The 26,536-nt window shown below is 56.2% G+C and carries 5 protein-coding genes; all 5 read left to right on the top strand.

The window, feature by feature from the left end; all coding sequences use genetic code 11:
* Nucleotides 1–55 precede the first annotated feature (55 nt).
* Nucleotides 56–18,976 (top strand): PKD domain-containing protein, encoded by an 18,921-nt coding sequence (locus RC85_RS09180; RefSeq protein WP_068261528.1) that lies wholly within the window; start codon nt 56–58, stop codon nt 18,974–18,976.
* A 482-nt stretch (nt 18,977–19,458) separates the two neighbouring features.
* Nucleotides 19,459–20,292 (top strand): hypothetical protein, encoded by an 834-nt coding sequence (locus RC85_RS09185; RefSeq protein ID WP_202907965.1) that lies wholly within the window; start codon nt 19,459–19,461, stop codon nt 20,290–20,292.
* 512 nt (nt 20,293–20,804) lie between these two features.
* Nucleotides 20,805–21,701, top strand: a complete 897-nt coding sequence (locus RC85_RS26135) for a restriction endonuclease subunit S (RefSeq protein ID WP_068261536.1) — start codon at nt 20,805–20,807, stop codon at nt 21,699–21,701.
* A 349-nt stretch (nt 21,702–22,050) separates the two neighbouring features.
* Nucleotides 22,051–22,890 (top strand): DUF3800 domain-containing protein, encoded by an 840-nt coding sequence (locus RC85_RS09195; RefSeq protein WP_068261530.1) that lies wholly within the window; start codon nt 22,051–22,053, stop codon nt 22,888–22,890.
* 197 nt (nt 22,891–23,087) lie between these two features.
* Entirely contained in the window at nt 23,088–26,375 is a 3,288-nt protein-coding gene (locus RC85_RS09200; protein ID WP_068261533.1) for a type I restriction endonuclease subunit R, read from the top strand.
* Nucleotides 26,376–26,536 lie beyond the last annotated feature (161 nt).

Below are 26,536 nucleotides of genomic sequence, written 5' to 3' on the forward strand. Positions count from 1 at the left end.
GTCTTTCAAAAACCCGCTATGCGGCTCAGTTCCTTGTCTCCAAAACGTCACTCTTATGTCAGTCCACAACAGCACGCGTCTACGACGGAACCGCATTTCAGACGCCGGACGCAGCTCTGACGCCCGAAGTGTTTTTAACAATCGCGGTTGGACCAAACGCCGCATGCTGATGGAGCAGCTTGAAAGCCGACAACTGCTCAGCGCCAATCCGCTGACCCCGCGTCAACAAACGCAGCTCGACACGCAGCTTTCGTCGCTGACGTCGTTTGCCGATCATGTCGATGATCGTGCGGAGCTGAATCGGCCGCTGGCGTTTTTGGGAACTTCGTTCAATGAACACTTGGACATCTCTGATGTTGTGCAAAGTTCGTTGGTCGAACCGTTGACGACGTTCATCGTTCCGGGGCAGTCGCAGTCGTCCGACGATGTCGCGGGACTGCTACAAGGATCCCAGGCCGGTGACTTGGTTGTCAGTTTTGCTCCCGTGGAAATCGTTGATGACGGCGAGTTGACATTTGCGACGACGTTGTACGCGACTCGCAGCGTTCAGTACGACGTCGATCTGGGTGTGAACGGTGACAACCTGGGACTGTCACTGAGCGACGTCGAGACTCGCACGGCCGAGTTTTCGCTGAAGTTTGAGCTTCAGTTCGGTGTCGAAGCGGGAACGGACGGCGAATTCTTTACCCGCATCGAGTCGCTGCAAACGTCCGTGACCGACACGACTCAGTTGGTCGCTGGTTCGCCCATGCCAGAGTTGGAAACGTTGACAGAAGACGTCACGTTTAGCTTGCTGATCAATGATGACACCACGATCACCGCGACTGTCCCCGCCAACACGGCTGGCAACCTGACGCCGCTGCCCGAGCGAATCACGGCGGCCTTGGCGACTCCACTGGCCGACGCCGGATTCTCCGATGCAATCGTTGGTTCGGATGATTCTGGACGGCTTGCTCTGCGAGCGATCTCCGCCGACGTTCGCAGTTTTGCGCTCGTCGATGCAGGCGGATTGGCCGCGTTGGGGTTTGCCGACGGCCAATCGTCTTCATCAAACTTCAACCCGACCTTCGACTATGGCTTAATCGCACTCGATAGCGACGACGCCGGTATCGCCATCACCGGCGTGATGGATGTCTTTGCCGACGATGGTGGCGATTCGAGGCTAAGCGCCGACGAACTCAACGCCGCACCTGTCCTGACCACCCAGGCACGACGTGGCGGTTCGCTGGAATCCAGGCTTCAGCCGTCCAGCGGCACAATCGTCGCTGGCAACCCCACGGCGCGAGCCAGCATCGCGCGTCTGTTCAGTGCCGGGCCATTGGCCGTGACACCCGATGGTTTTGACGAATTGGACCGTCTGCATGATCGCGTTAGCCAAACGCTGCGAGACGGCTTCGCAGCGATCACGCAATTCGGCGAGCGATTGGAAACTGAAACAGGACTGGGCAACGTCTTGCCGGCGCTCGACATCAGCTTCGCGGGCGCGACCGACCTGGACGCTCTGCTGCGAAGCAAGCTGCAAACCACGGTCGAGGATCTGCTTGCCGTCAACGATCGCCCGAGCTGGGAAGATGTTCGTGCTGCCTTGCAAAATCAAGGGCTGACCGTTTCGGAAGTCGACGAGACCGGCGACGCTGCCTCGTTTGACATTGGACTTCAGCAGACGGACACCACCCAAACGCGATTGACCAACGGCGACGCAGCCGAAGACGATGGCTTTGCGGCAACCGAAGACCAGCGTCCGGAACTGACCCTGCAAACCACCAGCAATTGGGCCTTTGAAGTGACCGTCGATCGCTCTGGCGAACAGTCGCCGCTGGAAGCCTTTGTGGTCGTGTTCGATCGTGCCGATCACGGGGCGGAAGTCACAACGGGCACGATTAGCTTTGACGCAAACGTGGGGCTGCTGGGTGTGACTGCGACCGGCACGCCGGCGATGGATGCGACGTTGTCGGCGACCATTGACAATGGTCAGTCGGTGACGGCGGCACAATTGATCAACCAACCGATCGCTACGCTCGTGGCGACCAGCGAGACGGGCCAACTCGATTTGGACCTGACGCTCGCGGCGACGCTGAGCGGCGTTCCCTTCACCGCGACAATGGGCTTGTCGCCGGGCGCGGTGTTTGGTGGACAGTCGGAACTGCAAGCGGTCGACTTCGGCCAAGTCGAGGACTTCGTCAACTTCACCGCCAACGAACTGTCGGGTGGCGTTTCGCAAATCGGGCGTTGGTTGGGCGACTTTGCCGAAGCGAAGCTGACCCGCGACATGCCGTTGGCTGCGGCGCGACAGGTGTCCGAATTGCTAGATCTGCGTGGCGTGTTTGAAAGTCAGATCGCATCGCTGCTAAGCAATGACGAAGGCCAACTGAACTTTGGAACGATTCAGGAACTTGATGCGCTGACGGATTTCATTTCAAACCCGAACTATGACCAGGCCAGCAACGAACTGACGTTTACTGTTTCGTTCGATGGCGTGCCGGAGTTCGCTGATCTGGAAATCCTGAGCCCCGAGTTTGACTTTGATTTTGAGATCGGCGATTTCAAAGCACTGACCGCCGACGGTTCCTTCACGCTGTCGCCGTCGGTATTCGGCGAATTCGTGCTGGGCATCGACTTGACTCCGATCGGCGCGGGCAGCGAAGCGATTGACATCGATGGATCCACGCTGTTGTCGGAATTGAATGACGGGATGGGCGTCCAGGATATCAATGACAACAATCCCGACATCGTGATCACGCAGCGAGACGGTACCAGCCACGTCATCACGTTTGATGGCGTGACGACCGTGGACGATGTGATTGCAGCGATCAATGTCGCCACTCCGGTCGCGCTGACCGCGGCGCTCTATGATCAAAACGGGGATCAAAACGGGATCGTCACCGGCATCCGGCTGACCGACAACAGCGTTGGCGACACGGTGTTTGCCGTCGATGGCGTTGACGGTTCGCTGGCCGGGTTCGGGCTGGGGATTTTGGGGGAAACCGATGATACCAACGTTGATGACGGCCGCGCGACGATCAATGGCGGCGCGCTGCACGGTGACACGCCTGCCCACCACTTGTTCGTCGAAGAGATCGCCGGCCGGCCCATCGCTGGTGGAAAGATCGAACTGACTAGCGGCGAGTTTTCGGCAACCGCGAATCTGGGCATCACCGAAGTCGAGATCACCGGCGCGAGCATCCTGGGTGCCGCCGCAGCAGCGGGTCTGGGCGACGTGCCAAGCTTCGTGCAAGCGGACGTCGGATTGCCCAAGCCAAGAATGACCGTGGCGGAGTTGTTCGACTCTCTGCGCGACAACGTTGACGAAGCGACCAAGGTGGTCGCCGACTTCACTGGATCCATCCAAGTCGAATTTCCGACCAGCTTTTTGAATGTTGGCAACTCGCAGTCAGTGGATGACGCCGCATTCGTTGCCACGATCAACGAGTTCGGTGACGACTTGGTGGCCGATGTTTCCGGGGATATCGATTCGGTGCTGGCACAGCTAGGCGAAATCGATGCCGGTGAAATTCTGGACGGCTTGAAGGACGGCCTTACGGACCTGTTGAACTTTGATGGTCTGAAACTGCCGATCCTGAACATCGAATTGCCCGATGCCGCGGGCTTGCAAACTCTGTTAGCCGATGTGACCGCCGCGATCGACACGATTGGTTCGGCGACGTTGGACGTGCTGTCCGATGGCATTCAACGACTCGCCAACCTGGATCCGGCGCGGCCAGAAATCGATTTCCCCGAGATCGAGATTTCGCTGCCCGATCTGTTCGGGTTCTTCGATCACGCACAAGAGATGGCACCGGAGGAAGGTTCTGGCGACACGTTCTCGCTGCCGGACTTTGAATCACTGATCCGAGACCTGTTTGACTTTGAAGTCGATCTTCCCGATGTGGAAATCCCGCCGGAAGAATTCGGCGTCTTCTTGGACGGTGTCGTCACGATTCTAGATCAATTGCAACTGTCCGGGCCGGGCAGCTTGCAGGGACTGGAAGCCAAACTGGAAGAAGCGATCGGATTGGGTGAGGAAGGTGTGACGCTGCAGATCGTCACGGACAATCCCAATGCCAGTTCGACGAGCGCGGTCGAAGTTCGTTTCGATTTGAATCTGTCCGACATGATTGAAGCCAACTATCCGATCAACATCGACTTGGCGGATCTTGGCGTTGACATTCCTGGCGTGGGCGATCTGATCGACGTCGGCGGTTCGGCCAGCGTGCGGCTTAGCGCCGGTGTCGCGGCCAACTTGGCCCTGGGTTTGGAAATTGCGTCGGGCGAATCGGTCACCGTGACGCCTTTCTTGTACACAGGGGCCGATGGAACGGCGCTGACATTGACCGCGGGTGCCGTCGCCGATGACATCGACTTCGAGGCGTCGGTCGGACCGCTGGGGATCGCGATCGTGGATGGCGTTGCGGGCGTGACCGGGAATGATACGGCGCAGGATGCATCGTTCATCGTGTCGCTGGACGATGGCACTCCGGGTGATGGTCGGTATTTGTTCGATAACACGATTGACTTCGGCATCACGGCCGACGGACAACTTTCGGCCAGCCTGCCGATTGAATTTCCAACAGGTTCGGCGCTCGAAACCTTAGACTTGTCCGTCGATTTTGATGCGCAGACGGCCCAGCAGCTTCGAGACGGCTTTGCGATCACGTCCAACTTTGCTGACGTGCAGACGGCACTTCAAAACCAGATCGATAGCTTCGGCGATGACATCTCCGGCAACCTGCTGGCGCTGGTCGGTGGTTGGGAAGGTGCGTTCGATCTGCTGACCGATGCCATGCGAGGCGACGTGCTGGGCGTGCCGCTGCCGATCATCGGCGAAGCGCTGGCCGACGAAGCGGACTTCCTGCAAGAGATCAAACAGTCGGTGCTGGACAACCTTCAGAGTTTTGAAACGCTGGGCGTCTCGATCGTTCAGACCGAGATTTTCAACGCGCTCGGGCCGGGCGGCTTGGACTTGCTGGATGTTTTGACCGGCGACGGCACGCTGGCCCAGCACTACGTGTTGGCGGACACCAGTGATTCGGGAAGCGTCGATTTTGACATTCGTATCGCAAAAGCAGCCGAGCCGATCGAAGTGAACCCCGACTTTGATTTGGGGCTGCCCGGATTGAATTTTGACCTGGACGCAGACGTGGTTCTGGATTTCGGATTTGCATTTGATCTTGGATTTGGCGTCAGCCTGGACGAAGGCTTTTACTTTGATACCGACGACACAAATCTGGTGGTGTCCTTCGACGCTGCGGTGCCCAACCTTGACGCGTCCGGTCAGTTGGCTTTCCTTGGGGTTCAGGCGACCAGTGGTATCGGTGACGATGGACTCCCCCAAACGCGATTCAGCGGGGCGTTCGACGTCACGCTGAACGATCCAACTGCCGCACCCAATAGTGCTGATGCCAAGCGTTTGACGCTAAGCGAAATGTTTGCCAGCGATCTCTCCGATGTCGTGCAACATCAACTCAATGCCAACGCGCAAGCCAACTTGCATTTGGTGGCATCGATCGGCAACCCTGATGTCTTACCCAGTATCCGCACGGACCTAATCGTTGATTGGGGATTCGGTGATGGCATCGATTCTGGGACTCCGCTTAGCGTTGAATTCACCGAAGTTGAAATGAACATTGGCGAGTTCTTCGCTGGGTTTGCTGGCGATGTCTTGGGCCGAGTCCAGGACGTACTTGAACCGGTTCAGCCAGTGATCGATGTGCTGACCACTCGCCTGCCCGTGATCAGTGATTTTGGTGGGTCCGATGTGACGCTGGTGGATCTAGCCAGAATGTTTGGCCGCGCCGATGTGGCAGACTTCCTGCAATCGATCGTCGATGTCAACGACCTGATCAATAGTTTGCCGGACCCCAGCAGTTTCGATGAAACCAACACCTGGGTATCACTGGGTGGATTTGCCGTCGACGCCAGTGCTTTGGGCGGGTTTGATCCGGCCGCCGATCCCGATGCCCCTGTGATGATCAAGGAATTGAAGCTCCCAGAAATCCCGAATCCACAAGACATCTTGGGGCAAGTCGGAACCGGATCGACTCCTGGCGGAGGCTTCAAAAACAATTTGGCGGGCGCGAAAGGCGAATTGTCGTTCCCTCTGCTTGAAAGCCCAACCACTGCCTTCAATTTGCTGATCGGACGTGACGTCGACTTGTTCTTGTACGACGCACCGGCCCTTGGCATCGACTTCTCGTACAACCAAAGTTTTCCAACACCGATTCCTGGATTGTTTGCGGAGATCGGCGGACGCATTGCCGCGGTCGCCGATTTTGCATTCGGCTTTGATACGTCCGGAATCTCACAGTTTTCGGAAACTGGATTCCTTCCCGACATCTTCGACGGGTTTTTCGTCAGCGATCGTGCCAACCCCGATGGCACCGGTGCGGATGTGGCCGAAGCCTACTTGCGTGGCAGTTTGACCGCGGGTGGAAAGATCGATGTGTTGATCGCGGCCGCAGGCGTTCGCGGAGGCATCTTTGCCGAGGTTGATTTCAATCTGAATGACCCCGATCGAGATGGTCGAGTCCGTGCGGGCGAGATCGCAGAGAATTTTGCGTTGGGTCCGATTCACGTGTTCGATGTCGATGGCCGAGTCGACGCGGGAGTGAATGGCTTTTACCGCGTCCTGTTCTTTGAAGACGAGTTTGAAATCGCTCGAGTGAATCTGCTGAACTTTGACATCGCTCGCCCCACCGGTGCTGAACTTCCGGCACTGGCGACCCAGTCCGCCGGCGGCGAACTGACGATCCCGTTCACCAGCGGCGATGACGACTATTCGATCATCCCGGGACAAACCGCCGGTTCGATCATCGTGCAAGGGCAAGGCCGACAATCAGGCGAATTCCTGAACGTCACCAGCATCGTTGGTAACTCGGGATCCGGCGATGACATCGTCACGATCTCGCCAAAGATCTTTGTGCCGGTCACCATCTCCGGTGGTGCGGGCAACGACCAACTCAGCGCCGGCGGCGGACCGACCGCGTTTAACGGTGGCACCGGCGACGACCGACTGACGGGCGGACTTGGCGAAGACAATTTAGATGGTGGCGATGGCAACGACGTGATCATTGGCGGCGCAGGCGTCGACCAGCTTTCAGGCGGTGCGGGTGATGACTACATCGATGGTGGTCGCGGCGCTGACTTGATCAGTGGGGGAGACGGCAACGATCAACTCTTTGGCGGATTCGATGCCGATGTCATCGATGGCGACGCGGGCGATGATGTGATCGAAGGCGGACGCGGCGGTGACGTGATCCGCGGCGGCGCGGGCGACGACCGTGTCTCGGGCGGTCGCGGGGATGACTCGATCGAAGGTGGGCTAGGCAGCGATGAACTCGACGGTGATGAAGGTAGTGACTTCATCGATGGCGGTGACGGATCCGATCGTGTTCGCGGCGGTGAGCGAAACGATGTGCTCCGCGGCGGCGAGGGCGATGATGAAATCGATGGCGGCAGCGGCGATGATGAAATCCGGGGTGGATCGGGTGACGATTTGCTACGCGGTGGCGTCGGTCGTGATGATCTGTTCGGCGACGACGGTGACGATCTTATCTACGCCGTCGATGATGCAAGCGGCAACGAAACCATCGGCGGATTCATCGACGCGGGAGCTGGCAATGATGTTGTCTATGGTTCTTTTGGCGACGACGTGATCGTCGGCGGATTGGGGGACGACGAACTTCACGGCTTGGACGGCAGCGATTTGATTTGGGGCGGCTTGGCCGCGTACGCGTCGTCGAACTTTGACATCAGCAATCCAAATTTGTTTGAGTTGCCACCGAGGTTTGTAGAAGCGTCGAACCTGGACAACAGCGACTACAGCCCGACCATCCTGGTCACTCCCAGAGTGGTTTCGGGCTTTAGTGTGCCGGGCAATGTGCCTGATGGCGATGACTTGATCGATGGCGGTGCGGGGACGGATTTCCTGTTCGGCGGCAGCGATGCTGACACGATTTTCGGTGGCGAAGATGCCGATTACATCGACGGCGGATCAGGCGACGACGGAAACCTATTTGGCGATGCCGGCGATGACGTCATCCGCGGTGGCAGCGGCGCGGACGTCATTCGCGGCGGTACCGGGATCGATCAAATCTACGGCGATGCGGGCCGGGATTTGTTGCGAGGCGATTCTGGCGGCGCGGGCCAACGTCTGTTCGGCGGCGATGACGTGGACACGTTATACGCGTGGAACGACGCGACAAGTGGAAGCACCGGAGAAGCCCTGTTCGGCGGTGCGGGTGGCGACTTCTTGTACGGTGCAGGTGCCAACGCATTCCTATTCGGCGAATCCGGGCCTGACTACTTGGTCGGTGGTCTCGGCGACGATGTGCTCGATGGCGGCGGAGGCCAGGACCAACTTTACGGCGGTGAAGGCGATGACGAACTACGCGGCGGCGCGGACGGAGACTGGCTGGAAGGCCAACTCGGCAGCGACACGCTTGTCGGCGGCGGCGGCATCGACTTCTTGATTCTGGATGTCGGCGCACAACACGCCAGCGGCGATCAAGAAAGTTTCGACGGCCACGGCGACGGCACGCCCGATGACAACGCGACCGACGTGTTGCTGGTCAACGGCACAAAGGGCAACGACACGATCACCCTCAGCGCAACACCTCTCCCGCTTGCGGGAGAGGTCGGGCTCTCAGGCCCGGGAGAGGGTTTGCGAGTCATCTTTGACACCCCAAACCACACTCAAACGATCAACGCCACCTGGCAATCCACCGACGGCCCGCTGATCGAACAATTCCGCGTCTCCACCGGCAACGGCAATGACACCATCACCTTCGATCCATCCCTGGACCTATCAGAACTTTCCGAACGCAGCCGTGACTTCGTCACCGTCGTCGAAGCCGGCCCGGGCAACGACACGATCATCGGCTCCGGTGCAAGAGATCGCATTGACGGCGGACGCGGCAGCGACACCATCTTCGGCAACGGAGGCGATGACCGACTGTGGGGCGACCAAGGCCCCGGCGACGGCAGCAGCAATGACGTCGACACGATCTACGCGGGACAAGGCAACGATGACGTGCTGGGCGGACAGGGAACGAATCGATTGTACGCGTGGTCGAGCGATCCCACAGCCTCAGCGCCGTTTGGCATCTTCAACAACAACGGCCAACTCGAAGACACAGGCCTAAATCGCATCATCGGCGGTCCTGGCGAGGACCACCTGTACGGCGGCACGGGACTGGATTTGCTCTACGGTGGTGAAGGTGACAATACGCTCTATTCACGAACCGGATCGAAGATGGAAGATCTGGACGCGGGTGCCGGCGACGTTGACTGGAAAGATTACGCTCGCCAGAACGACCAGGTTTGGTACGTCGGCGGCAGCAATCGCGACGACCAAATCAACTTGGAATACGTGACCGAAATCGGTTTTGCCCAAGACCACCACTTGATCACGCGGTTGACCCGCAACGTGTCAGATAACGGTACGCCGGACGAGTTCTTTACACTATCGGCAAGTGTTCGATTGGATTTTGCTGCCACCGACAACAACGGGGTTTTGATCTGGGATCCCGATGACGTCTTCGCGGACAACCGTTTGATCCAAGACGATGATCCGATTGCTCGCGCCGAAGCACTCAACACCACCTTCAGCGACGCCGAGGCGCTGAGCCGATTGTTGCCACCCGAAGATGACTTCCGCGCCATCATCATCGACGCACTCGATGGCGACGACGTGATCAACGTCGGTCCCACGGTGCAAAAGACTGTTTGGGTCGACGCGGGTGCCGGTGATGATACGGTGTTGATCTCGTCAGGCAATGCGATCCTGATTGACCAAACCGACTTGATCGGATCCCGCAACAACTCAATCGATCATCCTTTTGATCTGGCTTCACCAGCGGCGATCTCCGGTGAAGAAGTAGACATTTCCGATTACGTTCTGCAAGAAGACGCAACGTTCACGCTGATCGTTGATCAGTTGGAACAGCACATCACGGTGACGGTCGATTCCGGCACGACGATCGAGAATGAATCGTTGCTGGATCTGGCCGCGGACATCAACCTGGCATTGCGTCAGGCTGGTGCAGAAGGTTTGGCAGTCGCAAGCGTTTCAGGAGACATCATTGTGCTCTCGGGAATGACGGCTGATCCCACGTCGCGGTTGGCAATCAACGCCCACCCCGAAGACCCTGCCGTCACCCAATGGAAGTTACCCAGCAACGCGTCGGCCAGCGTCTCATCGATTTTGTCGTCGTCGGTCCGATACACCGGGCTGACAATTGACAATCCGTCGGATATCGACTTCTATCGCTTCACCACTTCGACAGCGATTGGTGACCCGAATATTGAATCGATCATTTTGGTCGACAGTCTGAGACGCGACGATGGAATGACGTTGGCCGTGTTCGTCGAAGGTGAATCAGAACCCGTCGACCCGATTGATGCGGCACAGGGAAGCTATTCGCTGCTCGCCGACACGACTTACGTCATACGAGTCGCATCGGATGCGACGCCGACCGTCTACGATCTGACGATCGACTTGGCCGCAGGTAGCGCGGCCTTGCCGGTGGATTATGCAACGAAAATTGAATTTGAACGACGTGACGTCATCTTTGGTGGTGACGGCAATGATGTCTTGCAAGGCGGTCCCGGTGAAGATTTCATCTTTGGCGGTGCTGGAAACGACGTGCTGACTGGCGGCAGCGACCGAGGAGCCAGTGATTTGTTGTTCGGCGAAGACGGCGATGACACCTTTCAAACGATTCCCGATTTCTTGCCAACGCTTACAGGAACTACCACAACCTATTTGCCAACGCAGAGTGATCGTTTCGCGGGTGGGGAAGGCGATGATCGTGTCGTATTCCTCGGTGGCGACCTGGACAATGACCAGCAACCCATCAACGACTTAGCGGCGGTGCGGTTCAATCGATTGTTGCAGCGCTATGAAATTTCAACTTTGGTTTGGGACACCGCGGGACAGTCGTTCGCTGCGTCGGATGATCCAGATTCAACAACCAGCCTTCTTCGCGGGTATCATTTCTTTACCGCGTTGGGCGTTGATCAGATGCAGGTTGATCTGGGTGCTGGAGATGACACGTGGCATGCGGACGGTGAGTCGTCTTATGTTTTTCCCGGCGATCAAACGGGTGCGACTTGGGGTATCAATGAAGGCGATGTTCAATCAGGTGCTCGCATTTTCGATCAGATCGAGGTGTTGGGCGGCGCGGGCAATGATCAACTGTTTGGCGGCAGTGTTTCGGAACGGTTCGATGGCGGCACCGGGTCGGACTTCATCTCTGGCGGACTCGGCGACGACCAAATCGCTGGCGGTGAGGGCGACGATGTGTTGTTGGGTGGATCAGGCATCGCGCCGGATGACTTGGAATTTGTGTCGCGATCGTTTGGTGCTAGCGTCAACGACACGTATGTGTTTTCCGCCGAACTGACGCCGCTGTTACAGATTGGCATTCCTCAGCATTTGAATTTTCATCAGGGCGACACCGTCGACTGGTACGCCGTTTCGCCGGGAACGCTGCCACAGTTTGACGACCGGCCAATCGCGCCGGTGACCGCTGACATGATTCGTGTTGTGGACGTGGACAATGGCGAAGACGTGCGTTTCACTTTGTTCGATGCCGAAGTGACTGGCATTGGCGATGAGTTGTTGCTGGTGCCGGTCGAAGACCCGATTGCCAATCCGCAGAACTTCTTGATTCGCGTTGACAACCAACTGGAAAGTGAAAGCAAACTACAAACCGCTTCGCGGCAATACCGAGTTGAGCTACTGGAACCGTTCACGTTGGCCGATGGAGGCGCGGGAGACGAAGTGGTTGACCCCGGCGATGACAGTAGCGTGGATCGCCAGTTCGCGGCTGCCCGATTGGCCACTCCGGTCGTGCCTTCACCACCCAGCACCGATCCGCCCGGTTTGGATCTGCGTTCTCCGACACGCTTGCGGGATGCGGTCACGATCGAAGGCACTGCGGAGGGCGACCGGCTTAGCGGTGCAAGATCGATTGGCGACGTCAATGGTGACGGCATTGAAGACGTTGTGATCGAAGGCGTTTCGGCCAGTTACGTCTACTTTGGCCCGTTCGACTTGGATGGCATCCAGTCGGTCGAGCAGTTTGCGAACCTGATCATTCGCGGTCGCACGGTGGCCGGCGGCAGCGGCGACTTGACCGGCGACGGCGTCGATGACCTCGTGTTGATTCGGCGCGGGTTTGATGAAGCAAATCCAAATGCGCCCGTCATGGAGATCTACAGTGGGGGCTTTGGGGTCGATCGCGAACTGGACGTCAACTCTGCCATTTACCAAACGGCGCTCAACGGTGAGAACGATGACGCAGCGAACATTGAGTTAATCGACTGGGATGGCGACGGGCTTTCTGAGCTGTTGGTTTCGTTCGACCCCGAATGGTTAGGTTTTCGCGGCTACATCGTGGGCTTTGACCCGGACGCGAGCGAGTCCGAAGAACTGATCGCCAGCGTGAAACTGCTTTCATTGCGGACCGACGAATTGACAGCGCCCGTTGGCACGACCGTCAATCCTGACGCACCAGTGACAACTCGGCTGATTGGCGATGTCAACGGCGACGGAAAAGACGACATCGCTTTGGTTTCGCCCCACTTGTTCACTCGCAACTCGGACGGAATGCCGATCGGTCAAACCTTTGTCGTTCTGGGAGGAACGGTTGATATTAGCAATCCCTCTTCGCCCAACATCAATGCGACCATCGATAGTGGCGTCGTCATCAGCGGCACGGCACTGGGGCAAGACATCTTTCCGCTTGGTGACATCAACCGAGACGGCTACGACGACTTTGCCATTTCTCGCACGCTGGAAGGCACCGGAGAATTGGAAGGCGGCCTGCTGATCTATCACGGCACGGCCGACTTTGTTGCCGACCCAGCACCGCCCATTGAGTTAACCGATTCCTACGATGATGCGGCTTACCGAGTGTCGCGCCAGGGAGTCAGCGACTTGGCAGCCGGAACCGCGCTCACGGGTCCCATCTTCGCCGCCGCGGGCGACTTCTTCGGGGCGCGGCGTGCCGATCTCGTTGTGGGCATTCCGAGTCAATCGACTTTGAATCTAACCTCCGGCGTTGTGCTTCAAATGGATCGACGTGGCCAAGTTGGAATCATCGATGATATCCACGGGGTGGGGCGTTTTTACAGCATTACGGGTGCAGGTCCGATACCCTTGGACGTGCAGTTGACTCCACTGACGGGTTCCACGTCGTCAGATTTGGCTGGGTCCATCGCTCGCGGACCACTTTCGGATCTTAATGGTGATGGTTTGCCGGACTTGTTCATCGGTGCCGCCGGCTTCGATGGTCTACGAGACGGGGTTCAGGTCGATGCGGGACGCGTCTACTTTATCCCGGGTCAGCCACCGTCGTTTTTGCCAAATCTGTCGACTGAAATCACCGTACTGGAAAACGATGGCGGTCGAATGATCGATCGTGGCTCTGATATGCCAGAAGTATTCGGCTCGTCTGGCAGCCAGGACGATCCCTACTTCCTGCGCGTCGGTCGTTCTTCTTGGTTCCAGTTTACGACAGCGGGCGATGGTGGGGCATCGTCGAACCAAGCCGACCACATTCGAATTGAAATGTTGTCGGGCGAAGCGGATCGAAACAACAGTCCGATTCTTGGCGATTTGATCACGGCCGATGGTGAAGTGATCAGCCAGAATCAGCGGATTACCGATCTAAGAAATCTAAAAGCCGGAACCTATTTCTTTCGCGTTCATCGTAGGAACCAGTTCAGTCCAAGAACCGAACTTGAATTTCAAATTCAGTTCGATGCACCCACGTTGGGCAATTCACATCCATCCACCGATCGCGATCGGATCGATGGCGGACCGGGCAAGGATCAATTGATCGGCGGCGCGGGATTGGACGTGCTGTTTGGCGATGATGGCCGGGACCGATTCCAAGCCGAAACGATTGAGATTTTTGATCTGGATCGTGCCGATGGCGAGTCGTTCACAATCGACCCAATCCGCAGCAACGAAATCATTGTCGGATCCGATCAGGTGGTCTTGGATGGACCGTCGATCGACCACCATTTACGAGTCGGCATCGCACGTGCGCTTGGGCACGTCATCACAATGCGTCCAGACGGAGTCGAAGTCGCCAGGGAGCCGATTCTCGCCAGCGAGATGGCTCAATTGGAGCGGTTGGATTTGTCGGGTATGCAGATCGCTGATCTCAGCGGTTTAGAATTTGCCATCAACTTGCGTGTGTTGGACCTTAGCGACAATGAAATCACGGACTTGCCATCGGTCGAAGACTATCCCTACCTGCAAACATTAACACTCAGTAGCAACCGGATCACCGACCTGTATGAAATTGCCGGCGCCAGCGTCGTCGACAATATCGATGCTGGTTTCAGCGAAGTGTCCGGTGTTTGGCAAAGTCAGGTGCGAATCAGCGATGATGCCAACTTGGGTGGCTACCGATTTACCGACACCGACGGTGGAGTCGCGGATTTCGAGCTAAATGTTCCACTTGGCGAGAGCGTCGAATTGCTGGCGACTTGGCCGATCCTTGGCGAGAACGCCGCAACCGATGCGGCTTTCAGCGTCTATGACGGTGACAACTTGATTGCGACCATTCCCGTTTTGCAGACGATTGCCCCCGATGATTCGGGAGGTGTTCCGGGATGGCTTTCGCTCGGCCAATTCACCTTTGAGACCGATTCTGCGCGGCTACAGCTATCGGCCACCAACGGGATAGTCGTCGCCGATGCAGTGATGTTGATTGCAGGCACGCCCGCGACGGCGAACCTGACGACGTTGAACTTGGAAGACAATCCGCTGGATGATCTTTCACGTCAAGCATTGATTCCCATCGTCGAGTTTGCTGGCATCGCGGTGACGGTTTCCGCGCCAACTGCCGATTTCGTGATTGAGCCCATTGCCGATCAACTCGTCAGGCATGGCAGTCTAGCGCTGGACGATCAAGTTGCGGTGTTGCCCGCTTCGGTTCTTGATGGTGCCGGTTCGTTCTTGATCGAATTTTGGTACCAAATCGATCAGGCGAGTGACCAGACGGTGGTTTCATCGGTGAACCAATTCGGAAACGACGATTTGCTGATCCAGTTTACCGATTTCGGTCAATCGCTGTTGGTCGATGTTGAGTCCACCGATCGTCAATACAGCCTTCCGGCCAGCGTCCAGCCCGGCACATGGCATCATTATGCGATTGAGCGGAACGTTGGTGACTTTCAAATCAACGTCTATGTCGATGGTACTTTGATACCAACAGATCGATTCTCAATTTTTTCGATTGGCAACCTTGATGTGGGCGATCGCGCCCTGGTCATCGGGCAAGAACAAACCGCAGTCAACGGTGGATACGTTTCCGGCACGGCAGCGATCGGTAAGATCGACGAACTGAGATTCTGGGATCCGTTTTGGGAGACCGGCGGGCCGACGATCCAGGAACACTTGGCGGCCAACCGCCATCGCACGGTGCCGCGCGATTCACCCGGACTTCGTGCCGCGTATCGCTTTGACGATCAATCCACCGTCTTTGCAGTCGATGCTTCGATCAATGGGCGCGATGCTGTCTTGGGAGATCCGACCGGCGGCGCTGGCGACCAGCGAAATGCGCCGACGCGATCTTCATCGGCTCCCGTTCATTCAGTTTTGAATGTCGATCTAACCACCGGTGCTGACTACTACACCGCCAACAGTTCCAATCCGGACGTCATCACCAACGTGGCCGGCAATCAATTGCAGTTGGAATACCGCGCCGACCAAACCGATGATTCGGTGATTACGGTCGCAGCATTTGGAATTGACGGACAACAAACACGCACCGGGTTCAACTTGCACGTCGATACTTCTGCCAGTGGAGCTTTTGATCCTGATCAGGCGAGTGAGCTGACGTTTACCCGTAATGGCAGTTTGCAATCCTTCTTCAACACTTACGGCGATCGGCTACAGCAAACACCCAATGTCGAGCTGGATTTTTCAAGCAATGCATCGATTAGCGGTTTTTCCTTTTCCGGCCTGGAAGACGTGCTAGTTGTCCAGAGGGGTGTGGAATCTCAGGACATCGTCGAAATCACGTTCAAGGCGGATCCAGGTTACGAGGTCGCTTTACACGGGCTGGAGTTGGGGAACGCGGCTAACTTTTCGTTTACCATTCCGCGGTTGGAAGTCTTCAATCAAGATGACACAAGTCTGTGGCTTCAATCAAATCGTCAAATTAGCGGTACAAACGTAGCCCACCAGGATCTCAATTTTCCGCAAACAGTTTTTGGCGATGAGCTGACTCTTGTTTTTGAACCGGGTACGGTCTTCGTCGGCCTTGACAATGTTCGCTTCAGCCAACGAGCCAAGTCGCTATCTTCTTCCTATCACCACGGTCAGGTTTTCGATGACGCCAACGACGATGGCCAGCAGCAGCCAAGCGAAGTGGGGCTGCCCGGCACAACGGTCATTCTTCGCGATCAATCCAACAATGTGATCGCTAGCAGCATCACAGATTCATCCGGGTTTTACCGTTTGATTGGCACCCCAGCATTGGACGTCCGCCGAGTCGAGGTCCTTGCACCGGATAACTGGTCGCTGACCACGGCGAGCTCGATCGCGTTGCAACTTGAACCGGTGCTTCCCGTTTTGCAGTCCACCGATTTTGACTTCCAGTACGAATTCGATGTCAACCCAACGAGCGTGGATTTGGATGAGAATGGCAGCAATGACTGGGACGCCAATCCCAGCGGTTCCCTGACGGTTAGCGAAGGTCTGCTGACGACCGATCCCGGTGAAACCTTGACCGCCAATCTTCGTGAGACCACTTCATGGCAAACCTATGCACCGACGCTGGAGACCGGATTCACGGTTGAGCTTTCCGCTGCGGTTCTTTCGCAAGGAACCGGACCCAGTGCTAGACGAGGTGCCTTCCAGGTGGTGGTCTCGGCCGGTGGAACTTCGACAAGTGCCGCACTGTTGTTGTCTGAGAATTCGGTCGGCTGGCGAAATGATCCAGCAGCGCTTGGCGTCTTTGATGATCAGGATCAACAACACGTTTACCGCATCGTTCAGACACCCGGGGCGGATGAGTTTTACGTGTGGCGCGATAATGTCCTGCTCAATCCAGGTGGACTGCCGCTTTCATCGGGTGTTCAGAACATAACAGAAGCCCAAATCTATCTCGGCGATGGCAGCAGCACGATCTCTGGCACGACCGCTGTCGATTATTTGCGATTCACCCGCGGTGCGTTCTTACCCGAGACTGCGGAAATAAATTTTGGACTGAGTCAGCCGGTTCGTATCGGTGACGACCGAATCGTGTCCACTGGAACGCCGCAAGTCATCAACGTGCAATCCGAAATCGCGGGTCTTAACTGGACCTGGACGATCGATGGCATCGCAGCCGAACCGGCGTCGGATAATACGTCGCTGAACTTCACGCCTGCGGTCGAAGGTGACATCGTGATCGGTGTGACGGCCACGACGCCGGGCGGAACGTTGTACTCCGACCAGATTTTGGTGCGAGCATCTGACACACCAGCTCAACCTCTGATCTCGCTTTCGCCCAATCAGGGTTCCGCACCGCTGGCCAGTTTCAATACTGGTATTCACGAAGGCGAATCGTTCACAATTTTCGCGGATCTATCAGCTATGGGACTCGAAAACACAGCGGTTGACTATCAGTGGACGTTGATCGATTCGGCAGGAAACACGGTCGACCAACAGTCCGGATCAAGCCTTGTGCCGGATTGGGAATTGACCATCGGCGACGATGGAGAATACGAAGTTACGTTGACGGTCACTAACGGAACCAGCCAAACCACCTCCTCGCCGCTGCCGATTGCCGTAGACAATGTTGCACCGGTACTGTCCCTGCCTGCCACGCCTTCGGTACTCGGAGATTCGCCGCTGACTTTCTCGGGCAGCTTTACCGATCCTGGGGATGATGTTTGGTTGGCGACGGCGGATTTTGGGGATGGGAATCGGCGGCCTGTGGTTTTGGAAGAGGACAAGACGTTTTCGATTGAACACGAATTTGATCAGCCCGGTGTCTATCGGGTGTCGGTGACGGTTGACGACCAGGACGGCGGGAAGACCTCGCGGACTTTCCGCGTGGCTTACGATCCGTTCGCGCCGACGATGGTCAATGCGGCGGGACGGATCAACGAGAGTGCTGACGCTTCGCAGGGAGCGGTGTTTGTGTCGCGTTTGGATGTCGATGACAGGACCGATGACGATCGGCATGTCTTTGAATTGATCGCGGGCGAAGGTTCGACCAACAACGATCTGTTTGAAATCCAAAACGGTTCGATCTTTTGGATCGGTGACGAAACCGTGGACTCCGAAACCACACCATCGTACCAAGTTCGCGTTCGCGTGACGGATTCGGCAGGCAATGTTTTGGAACAGGCGTTGGAAATCGAAGTCAACGATGCCAACTACGTCAAAGATGTTCGCATCGGAACAGCGGGCTCCCAAGGCAGCGCTCAGCGGTCCAGGATTGACCAAGTCGAAGTCGTGATTGATGGCGAGGTGCAATTGTCGCCCGGTGCATTCAAGGTGGAACGAATCGGAGCATCGGCGGGAACAGTGGAAACGGTTGTCAGTTCGCGAACCGTCGATGGTGATACGGTCGTCACGATTACCTTTGTCAACGAATCGGATCCCGGTGAATCGGTATCACTCGTTGACGGCAACTATCGTTTGTTGATCGACGCCACCACGCTTCGCCGCGATGGCAACCGAGTCCAGTTGGACGGCGATGGTGACGGAAACACGGGTGACGATTTCGTCTTCGGTGAAATCGCCAGCGACGGTTTCTTCTCGTTGTACGCCGACACCGATGGCGACGGCAGGGTGGGACTTTCCGACTTTGCCACGTTCCGAAGTGCCTTTGGGACGTCAGATCGAGACGCGGGCTTCTTGGACTATTTGGATGCCAACAGCGACGGCACGATCGGCTTAGCCGACTTCGCCGCCTTCCGAAGCAGCTTTGGAAACGAGCGTCCCAATGATCTGGGCCAATAGAGAATGCGGCCAATGATGCTGCATTATCGTTCCGATGCTTACTTCCGCGTGCGGTCAGCATGTCGGGGACGAATTCGGCTCAAGTTATAGAAGGATACAGAGTCAAGCAAAAACTCAGTGCGAGGAATTGGCTGGCGAAAGTTTTTATCAAGAGAAGATTTTGGCAAAACCATGAAGGGGCAAAACGATGGCAAGCTGTATGCCGTTAAAAATGTCGCACCATCTTCGTGTTTTTTTGGCACTTCTCGGTGAACGCCACCCTTTAGGTTTCTGCCAAAGCACCGGACGAGAAATCGGGTCGCGGCCGTCAGTCTTCAACCAAGAAAAAAGCCGAGAAGAAAACGTTCGGCAGCAAGATCTTTGCGAGTCACGAATTCGGCTATCGGCGAATCACGATCGAGCGACCACTGCGTCTTTCGGTCCAGTTCTCAGGCGTCCGAATCGCCACGCTCCGCTTTGAACCCGGCAAGCTCAACGCGGCGATGCAGAAGGTCTACGAACAATTCCCGGAAGCCTTTCCCGATTCTGGCTCCCCTCGCCCCGCTTCGGGGAGAGGGGCTGGGGGTGAGGGGCCATCGAGCGCCACCTACGGCGATCTCTCCACCGTCGAAGCCGAAATCCGAGCCATGGTCAAAGCCGACTTTGCCGACCTCAAAGAAAAACAAATCAAAGATCTCCTCGACCCCAAAACATGGACGGCCCAAAAAGAGCTGCTCGACAATGCCATCAAGCTGCAAGCCGCGATCGGAGAAAACCAGCACGACGACTTCAACGAGTTCGAGGCCACGCTGAAGCAAGCGATCAAGGACGCCGATGTCGAGTTAGACGCGAAGCAGAAAAAGCAAATCATCGCCGCCGTCAGTTGGACCAACCCCGACGCCGAGCCGGTGATCAAAAAAGTCATTAGCCGTTTGGGCGCTAGCCCCGGCTCCAAGAGCAATGGCAAACCGACCCAACCCGATCCAACCTACGGAACGTTCGAGTACAAAAACCAGATCGTCCAGTTCCAGCCCGACAGCGACTTGCGAGACAACGAAGACGTGCCGTTAACCGAAGGCACCGCACGCGGCGCAAACGTGGACGCGGTCAATGAAGCGTATTTTCACAAAGAAGTCGCCCCCCACGTCCCCGACGCCTGGATCGACAAAGGGAAATGTGACGCCAAGGACGGCGGGGTCGGCATCGTCGGCTACGAGATCCCATTCAACCGACATTTCTACGAGTACCAGCCCCCGAGGCCACTGCAAGAGATCGACGCCGAGTTGGATGAACTAAGCAGCGAGATCATGCAGATGCTGCAGGAGGTTCACTCGTGAGTGAGTCACGATTCAAACCGTATGCCGAATACGAAACAGTTGCTTGCGGCTGGATTGATTGTGTCCCGCAATCATGGGTTACTACGACTCTGGGAAAAGTGACATTGGACAAATGTGACGGACCTTTTGGCTCAGGTTTGAAGTCAGAGCACTACAGCGAGTCCGGGGTGCAAGTTGTGAGGCTTCAGAACATCAAGTCTGATGGTTACAGGACGGGGACTCCAGTTTTTATCGACTTCGACTACTATCATCGCGCTTTGTCGAATCATGACGTAGTGCCTGGTGACGTTCTCATCGCTGGGCTTGGTGACCCGAACAACCCAGTCGGAAGAGCTTGCGTCGCCCCAGATGGCATTGCTCCTGCGATGGTCAAAGCAGATTGTTTCCGATTTCGTCTAAATCAATCCAAAGTGCTACCACACTTCGTTGCGTACCAACTTTCGGCAGGTTCTTGGTTTGATTCAAAAACCATGTCTAACGGGTCGACACGTGCCAGGATTCCATTGAACTCAATGGCCAAGCGATCCTTGGTTTATTGTTCATTGCTAGACCAACAATCAATCGTCGAGTTCCTGGACTACGAGACGGCGAAGATTGATGCGTTGATTGAGAAGCAGCAGCAGCTCATCGCCTTGCTCGGGGAGAAACGTCAGGCCGTCATCAGTCATGCGGTCACCAAAGGCTTGAACCCCGACGCCCCCATGCGAGATTCCGGCGTCGAGTGGTTGGGCGAAGTGCCCTCGCATTGGGACGTTGTAAACCTGAATGTTGTCACAGAAATCGGAAACGGTTCGACGCCGGATCGAAGTACGCCGCGATACTGGGGCGAAGAAGGTGATTTCCCATGGCTCAACAGTTCAGTTGTGAATCAAGCCGAAGTGCATGAGTCCGACCAGTTTGTTACGGAAGCTGCGATACGTGAGTGCCACCTGCCACACATATTGCCGCCAGCAGTTTTGGTCGGAATTACCGGGCAAGGGAAGACGCGAGGGATGGCTACGATTCTCCGAACGGAAGCCACGATTAATCAGCACGTGACTTACATCCAGCCTCGGAATGAGCGAGTTACAGTTCCTTTTATCCATCGCTTCTTTCAGATGGCCTACGATCATATCCGCTTTGAAAGTGAAGGAGCAGGAAGCACCAAGGGGGCGATTACGTGTGGACAACTTGAGAAAACGAAGATTTCACTTCCGCCTCCAGACGAACAACAACGGGTGGTGCAATACCTTGGTGACTTCGCAACGAAATTTGCTGATCTCATTCAAAAAGCTGAAGACGCAAACAAACTTCTCCGCGAACGCCGCACCGCACTTATCTCCGCCGCCGTCACCGGCAAGATCGACGTGCGTGGCTGGCAGCGTCCTTCCGCTGATCCCAAAAAAGAAACCGAAATGGAGGTCGCATGAACGCTGACTTCCACTTGAGATGCAGGGCGCAGGGCCAAAACTCAACAGCCAAAACTCAACAACCGATGTTGGCACATTGTCGTTCAGCATGCAGCGGCAGTTTGGCGGCTGGATCGGTTTTCATTTCATTCCAAACCCGCCGAATGGGATCTGCCGGTCGTAAGTCCATACGCCGGCTGGGTTTGCTTATTTCATCGCAACCCGTACTTGCGATCTTCGCTGGTAGATGTTGGTGGGGCGTGGGTAAAGAATCCGAAGAAGCACCCTTCGTGCAGGCCGTCATGGACCCAATGGAAGTTGGGCGTAGGGAGCCCATGGATTGTGCCCTAGGCGAGGGTGGCTGCTGACGATGGCAACCGAGTTTGTGATCTATACCGATGAGTCCGTGAAAGATGGAGCCTACTTCTCCAATTTCTATGGGGGCGTGCTGGTCCGGTCGCGTGATCTATTGCGTGTGACCGCCCAACTTTCACAGTGCAAGGCGGAACTAAACCTTCACGGTGAATTGAAGTGGACGAAGGTGACCGAGAACTACCTGAACAAGTACAAGACGGTGATGGACGCTTTCTTCGATCTGGTGGCCGCTGACTTGGCCAAGGTCAGAATCATGTTCACCAACAACACCTTCGTTCCGCAGGGACTGACATCGGAACAACGTCAGTCGGAGTATCACCGACTGTACTACCAATTTATCAAACATGGCTTTGGGCTGGCGTTCTCAAACGAGCAGCACGACGGGCCGAAGCGGGTCCGGTTGAACATAGATCAAATGCCCACCAGCCGGGAAGAAACCGCTAAGTTTAAATCCTTCATCGAGGCTTTGTCGCGCAACCCCGAAATGCGTCGAGCGAATGTCGACTTCGATAAGCAGCAAATCGCGGAGGTAGATTCCAAGGACCACGATCTTTTGCAATGCCTCGACGTTGTCCTGGGGGCGATGACGTTCCGACTGAACAACTTGCACCTGGTCAAGCCCGCGGGGCAAAGCAGGCGAGGCAAACGCACGGTCGCCAAGGAAAAACTCTACAAGCATATCTCTGCGAGGGTGCGATTGATCTACCCGCACTTTAACATCGGTGAGTCGACCGGCACGCAGGGTGATTTGGCGAACCGCTGGAGGCACCCTTACCGACACTGGAAGCTGGTGCCGCGGGATCACGATCGCGACATGACCCGCACCAAACCATGATTCCGTCACTGCATAAAAAAACCCCGTGCTCACTATGTCTTGCGACGTGCCCCAAGTGGAACTTGAGCCTTCGAGAGCGACAGGGCCTACGAAAATGATCGGCTAGAACCAACGGTAAGTCAAGTCTGACCGGAAATTCAGGACCAAGAAAAAATGCCGTCAAAGTTAAATGGCACCAAATCACAAGAGAAAACAACGTGAACGCAGACTCCAAAGAAGCCGCTTTTCAACAGGACATCATCGACCAAATGGTCGCTGGCGGTTGGAAGCTGGGTGATCCGGCCAAGTACGACCGCCGGCTGGCGCTCTACACCGATGATTGCCTGCAGTACGTTAAATCGACTCAGCCCAAGATGTGGGAAAAGTACACCAAGCTTTACCCGGCCGGCCCCGAGCAAGCGTTCATCGACAAGCTGGCCTCGCAGCTTTCCAAGGCTGATCCGCAGGCGAGCGATAAATCACTTCGCACCTTCGGGACGCTGGGTGTGCTGCGGCACGAACTGCGCGACAAATCGGCGTCGTTCAAGATGTGCCAGTTCAAACCCGAGCACGGTTTGAACCCGGACACGCTGGCGATGTACGAAGGCAACATTCTGCGAGTGGTGCCGGAGTTGGTTTACAGTCCGTGGACGAAAGCCGAGGCTGAAAACCCCTCACCCCCAGCCCCTCTCCCCGAAGCGGGGCGAGGGGAGCCCGGCTCATTGAAGGTCGCCAAGGCATGGCGGATCGACCTGGTGTTGTTCGTCAATGGCATCCCGGTTGCGACAATGGAACTGAAAAGTGAGTTCAAACAGGCGGTCGATCGAGCGATCACGCAGTACCGAAAAACTCGGCTGCCCAAAGATCCTGAAACCAACAAGCCTGAACCGCTGCTAACCTTCAAACGTGGTGCTCTGGTTCATTTTGCTGTTAGCCAGTACGAAGCCGCGATGACGACACGGTTGGCGGGAAGTGAAACCCGTTTCCTGCCCTTCAACAAAGGCACCAAGGATGGCGGTGCGGGCAATGATACGCCCGGCGACGTCAATGAATACGCGACGGGTTATCTGTGGAACGAAGTGCTGGCACCAGCGAATCTGTTGCAGATCATCGGTCGGTTTATTCACCTGGAAATCAAAACCGATGAGGATTGGGACGGACGGAAAAAGAAGACGGAAACATTGATCTTCCCCCGCTATCACCAATGGGACCTGGTCCGCAAACTGATCCAGTCCAGCCGCGATGAAGGCCCCGGCCACAAGTATCTGGCGCAGCACAGTGCCGGATCGGGCAAGTCCAACAGCATTGCCTGGACGGCACACCAATTGTCGTCGCTCTACAACGATGCCGGCGACAAGGTTTTCCATAGCGTGATCGTGGTCACCGACCGCACCGTGCTGGACGATCAATTGCAGGACACGATCTACCAGTTCGAGCACGCCGATGGCGTCGTCGGTCGCATCAACCGCGACGAGGGCCAGGGATCAAAGTCCGAAAAACTGGCCGCTGCACTGGAGAATAGCCAGCCGATCGTGATCGTGACGATCCAAACGTTTCCGTTTGTTCTCAAAGCAATCGAAAACAGCGTCAGCCTGAAAGAACGCTGCTACGCCATCATCGCCGACGAAGCCCACAGTTCGCAGTCGGGTCGTACCGCGGGGCAGCTAAAAGAAGTGCTGTCGACCGAGGCAACCCATGAAGATGCAGAGACCACCGCCGAAGATGCACTCGCCGCCAGCGTTCAGGCTCGCAGGTCTTCCGCTAACCTCAGCTACTACGCCTTCACAGCGACACCCAAAAGCAAAACCCTGGAATTGTTTGGGCGACGTCCCAAACCGGATGAACCGGTGGCGAAGCGAAATAAACCGGTGGCGTTCCATGTCTACAGCATGCGACAGGCGATCGAGGAGGGCTACATTCTGGACGTGCTGCAGAATTACACCAGCTACAAGGTGGCTTACAACTTGGCACAAAAGATTGCCAAGCCTGATTACGAAGTTGACGCCAAGAAGGCCAAGGTGCGGCTGGGCCAGTGGGTGCGACTGCACGATTACAACATCGCTCAAAAAGTGATGGTGATCGTCGAACACTATCGCACGACCGTGATGGGGCTGCTGGGTGGGCATGCCAAAGCGATGGTGGTGACGGGGTCACGCAAGGAAGCGGTCCGATACAAATTGGAATTTGATAAGTACATCAAAAAAAAGAAGTACAGCCAGTTGGCGGCGATGGTCGCGTTCTCGGGTGAAGTGACGTTCAACAACGATGATCCCAACGCGGCAGCATTGGTTGGCGAAAAGTTTACCGAGTCAGGCATGAACCCTGGCCTGAAAGGTCGCGATATGCGGAAGGCATTCGATACCGGTGAATACCACTTGATGATCGTCGCGAAGAAGTTTCAAACGGGATTCGATCAACCAAAGTTGTGTGCGATGTACGTCGACAAAAAGCTTGGCGGGCTGGAGTGCGTGCAGACTCTGTCGCGGTTGAATCGAACCTTCAAAGGCAAAACGGACACCTATGTGCTGGACTTTTTCAACGAGCCAGCGGAGATTCTGGAAGCGTTCCAGGAGTACTACGAAACCGCCACGCTGCTGGACGTGTCGGACCCGAACCTGATTTGGGATCTGTTTGACAAGCTGCGGGGATCCGGCGTTTTTCAGTGGTCCGAGGTGACTCAGTTTAGCGAAGTGTTCTTCGTCAAGAGCAAGAGTAACGCGGCGATCAGCAACGTGTGTCGGCCAGCGGTGGACCGTTGGCAACACCGTCACCAGGCGGCACGAAGCGAATACGAAAAGCACAAGAAACTTTTCGTTCATGCCAAAACACTGGGGGATCCGACCTTCATCGCCAATGCCGAAGGCGACATGAACGAAGCGAAAAAGGAGTTGGACGCACTGGGCATGTTCAAGGCCGACTTGATGTCGTTCACCCGGTACTACGAATTCATGTCTCAGATCGTTGACTACGACAGCACCGATCTGGAAAAGCTAAGCCTCTTCGCTCGGCACTTGGCACCGCTGTTGCGAGAAGAAGCCCCGCTGGACGACCCCATCGACCTGACGTCGGTTGCACTGAGCCACTACCGATTGTCCAAGATCAAACAGCAAGACTTGACGTTGGTTAAAGAGGGCGGCGAGGGGCTTCGCGTTTCGGCTGATCTTGGCACAGGCAAAGCCAAATCGAAGCAGGAAGAATTGCTTTCACAGATCATCGCCCGCCTGAACGAGCTGTTCGTCACCGATCAATTGACCAACAAAGACTTGGTAAATTATCTGTACACGATCCGCGACAAGGTCAACGAAAACCAACGCGTCATGCATCAGCTCGAAAACAATTCGCCCGAACAAGCATTGCTAGGCGATTTCGCCGGTGCAGTCGACGATGCCGTGATGAACAGCGGCGAAGCCCATCAAAACCAAATGACGCAGTACCTAAACAACCCAGAACTCGCGACCAAGTTCCAACGACTGGTCTTCGACCTGCTGCTGGCCAAGGGAGCGTAGGCGACTTATAAGGAATTGTCGGAACAATTAGTGACGAAAAAGCTGCACGAACTGGAACGCTGTAAAACATTGTAGCAACGGCACATTTCCCTGATCGCCAGCATGTAGGCCGTAGCGAGCCAAAGCGAGTTACGGCATTTTGCGCACCGCCGTAACTCACA

Origin of the sequence: Rubripirellula obstinata (assembly GCF_001642955.1) — a bacterium.
Lineage (GTDB): Bacteria > Planctomycetota > Planctomycetia > Pirellulales > Pirellulaceae > Rubripirellula > Rubripirellula obstinata.

Bases quoted from the DNA above. Each gene is read 5' to 3' on its own strand.
- RC85_RS09180 (WP_068261528.1), top strand. From the start codon at position 56: ATGTCAGTCCACAACAGCACGCGTCTACGACGGAACCGCATTTCAGAC.
- RC85_RS09185 (WP_202907965.1), top strand. From the start codon at position 19,459: ATGCAGAAGGTCTACGAACAATTCCCGGAAGCCTTTCCCGATTCTGGC.
- RC85_RS26135 (WP_068261536.1), top strand. From the start codon at position 20,805: ATGGCCAAGCGATCCTTGGTTTATTGTTCATTGCTAGACCAACAATCA.
- RC85_RS09195 (WP_068261530.1), top strand. From the start codon at position 22,051: ATGGCAACCGAGTTTGTGATCTATACCGATGAGTCCGTGAAAGATGGA.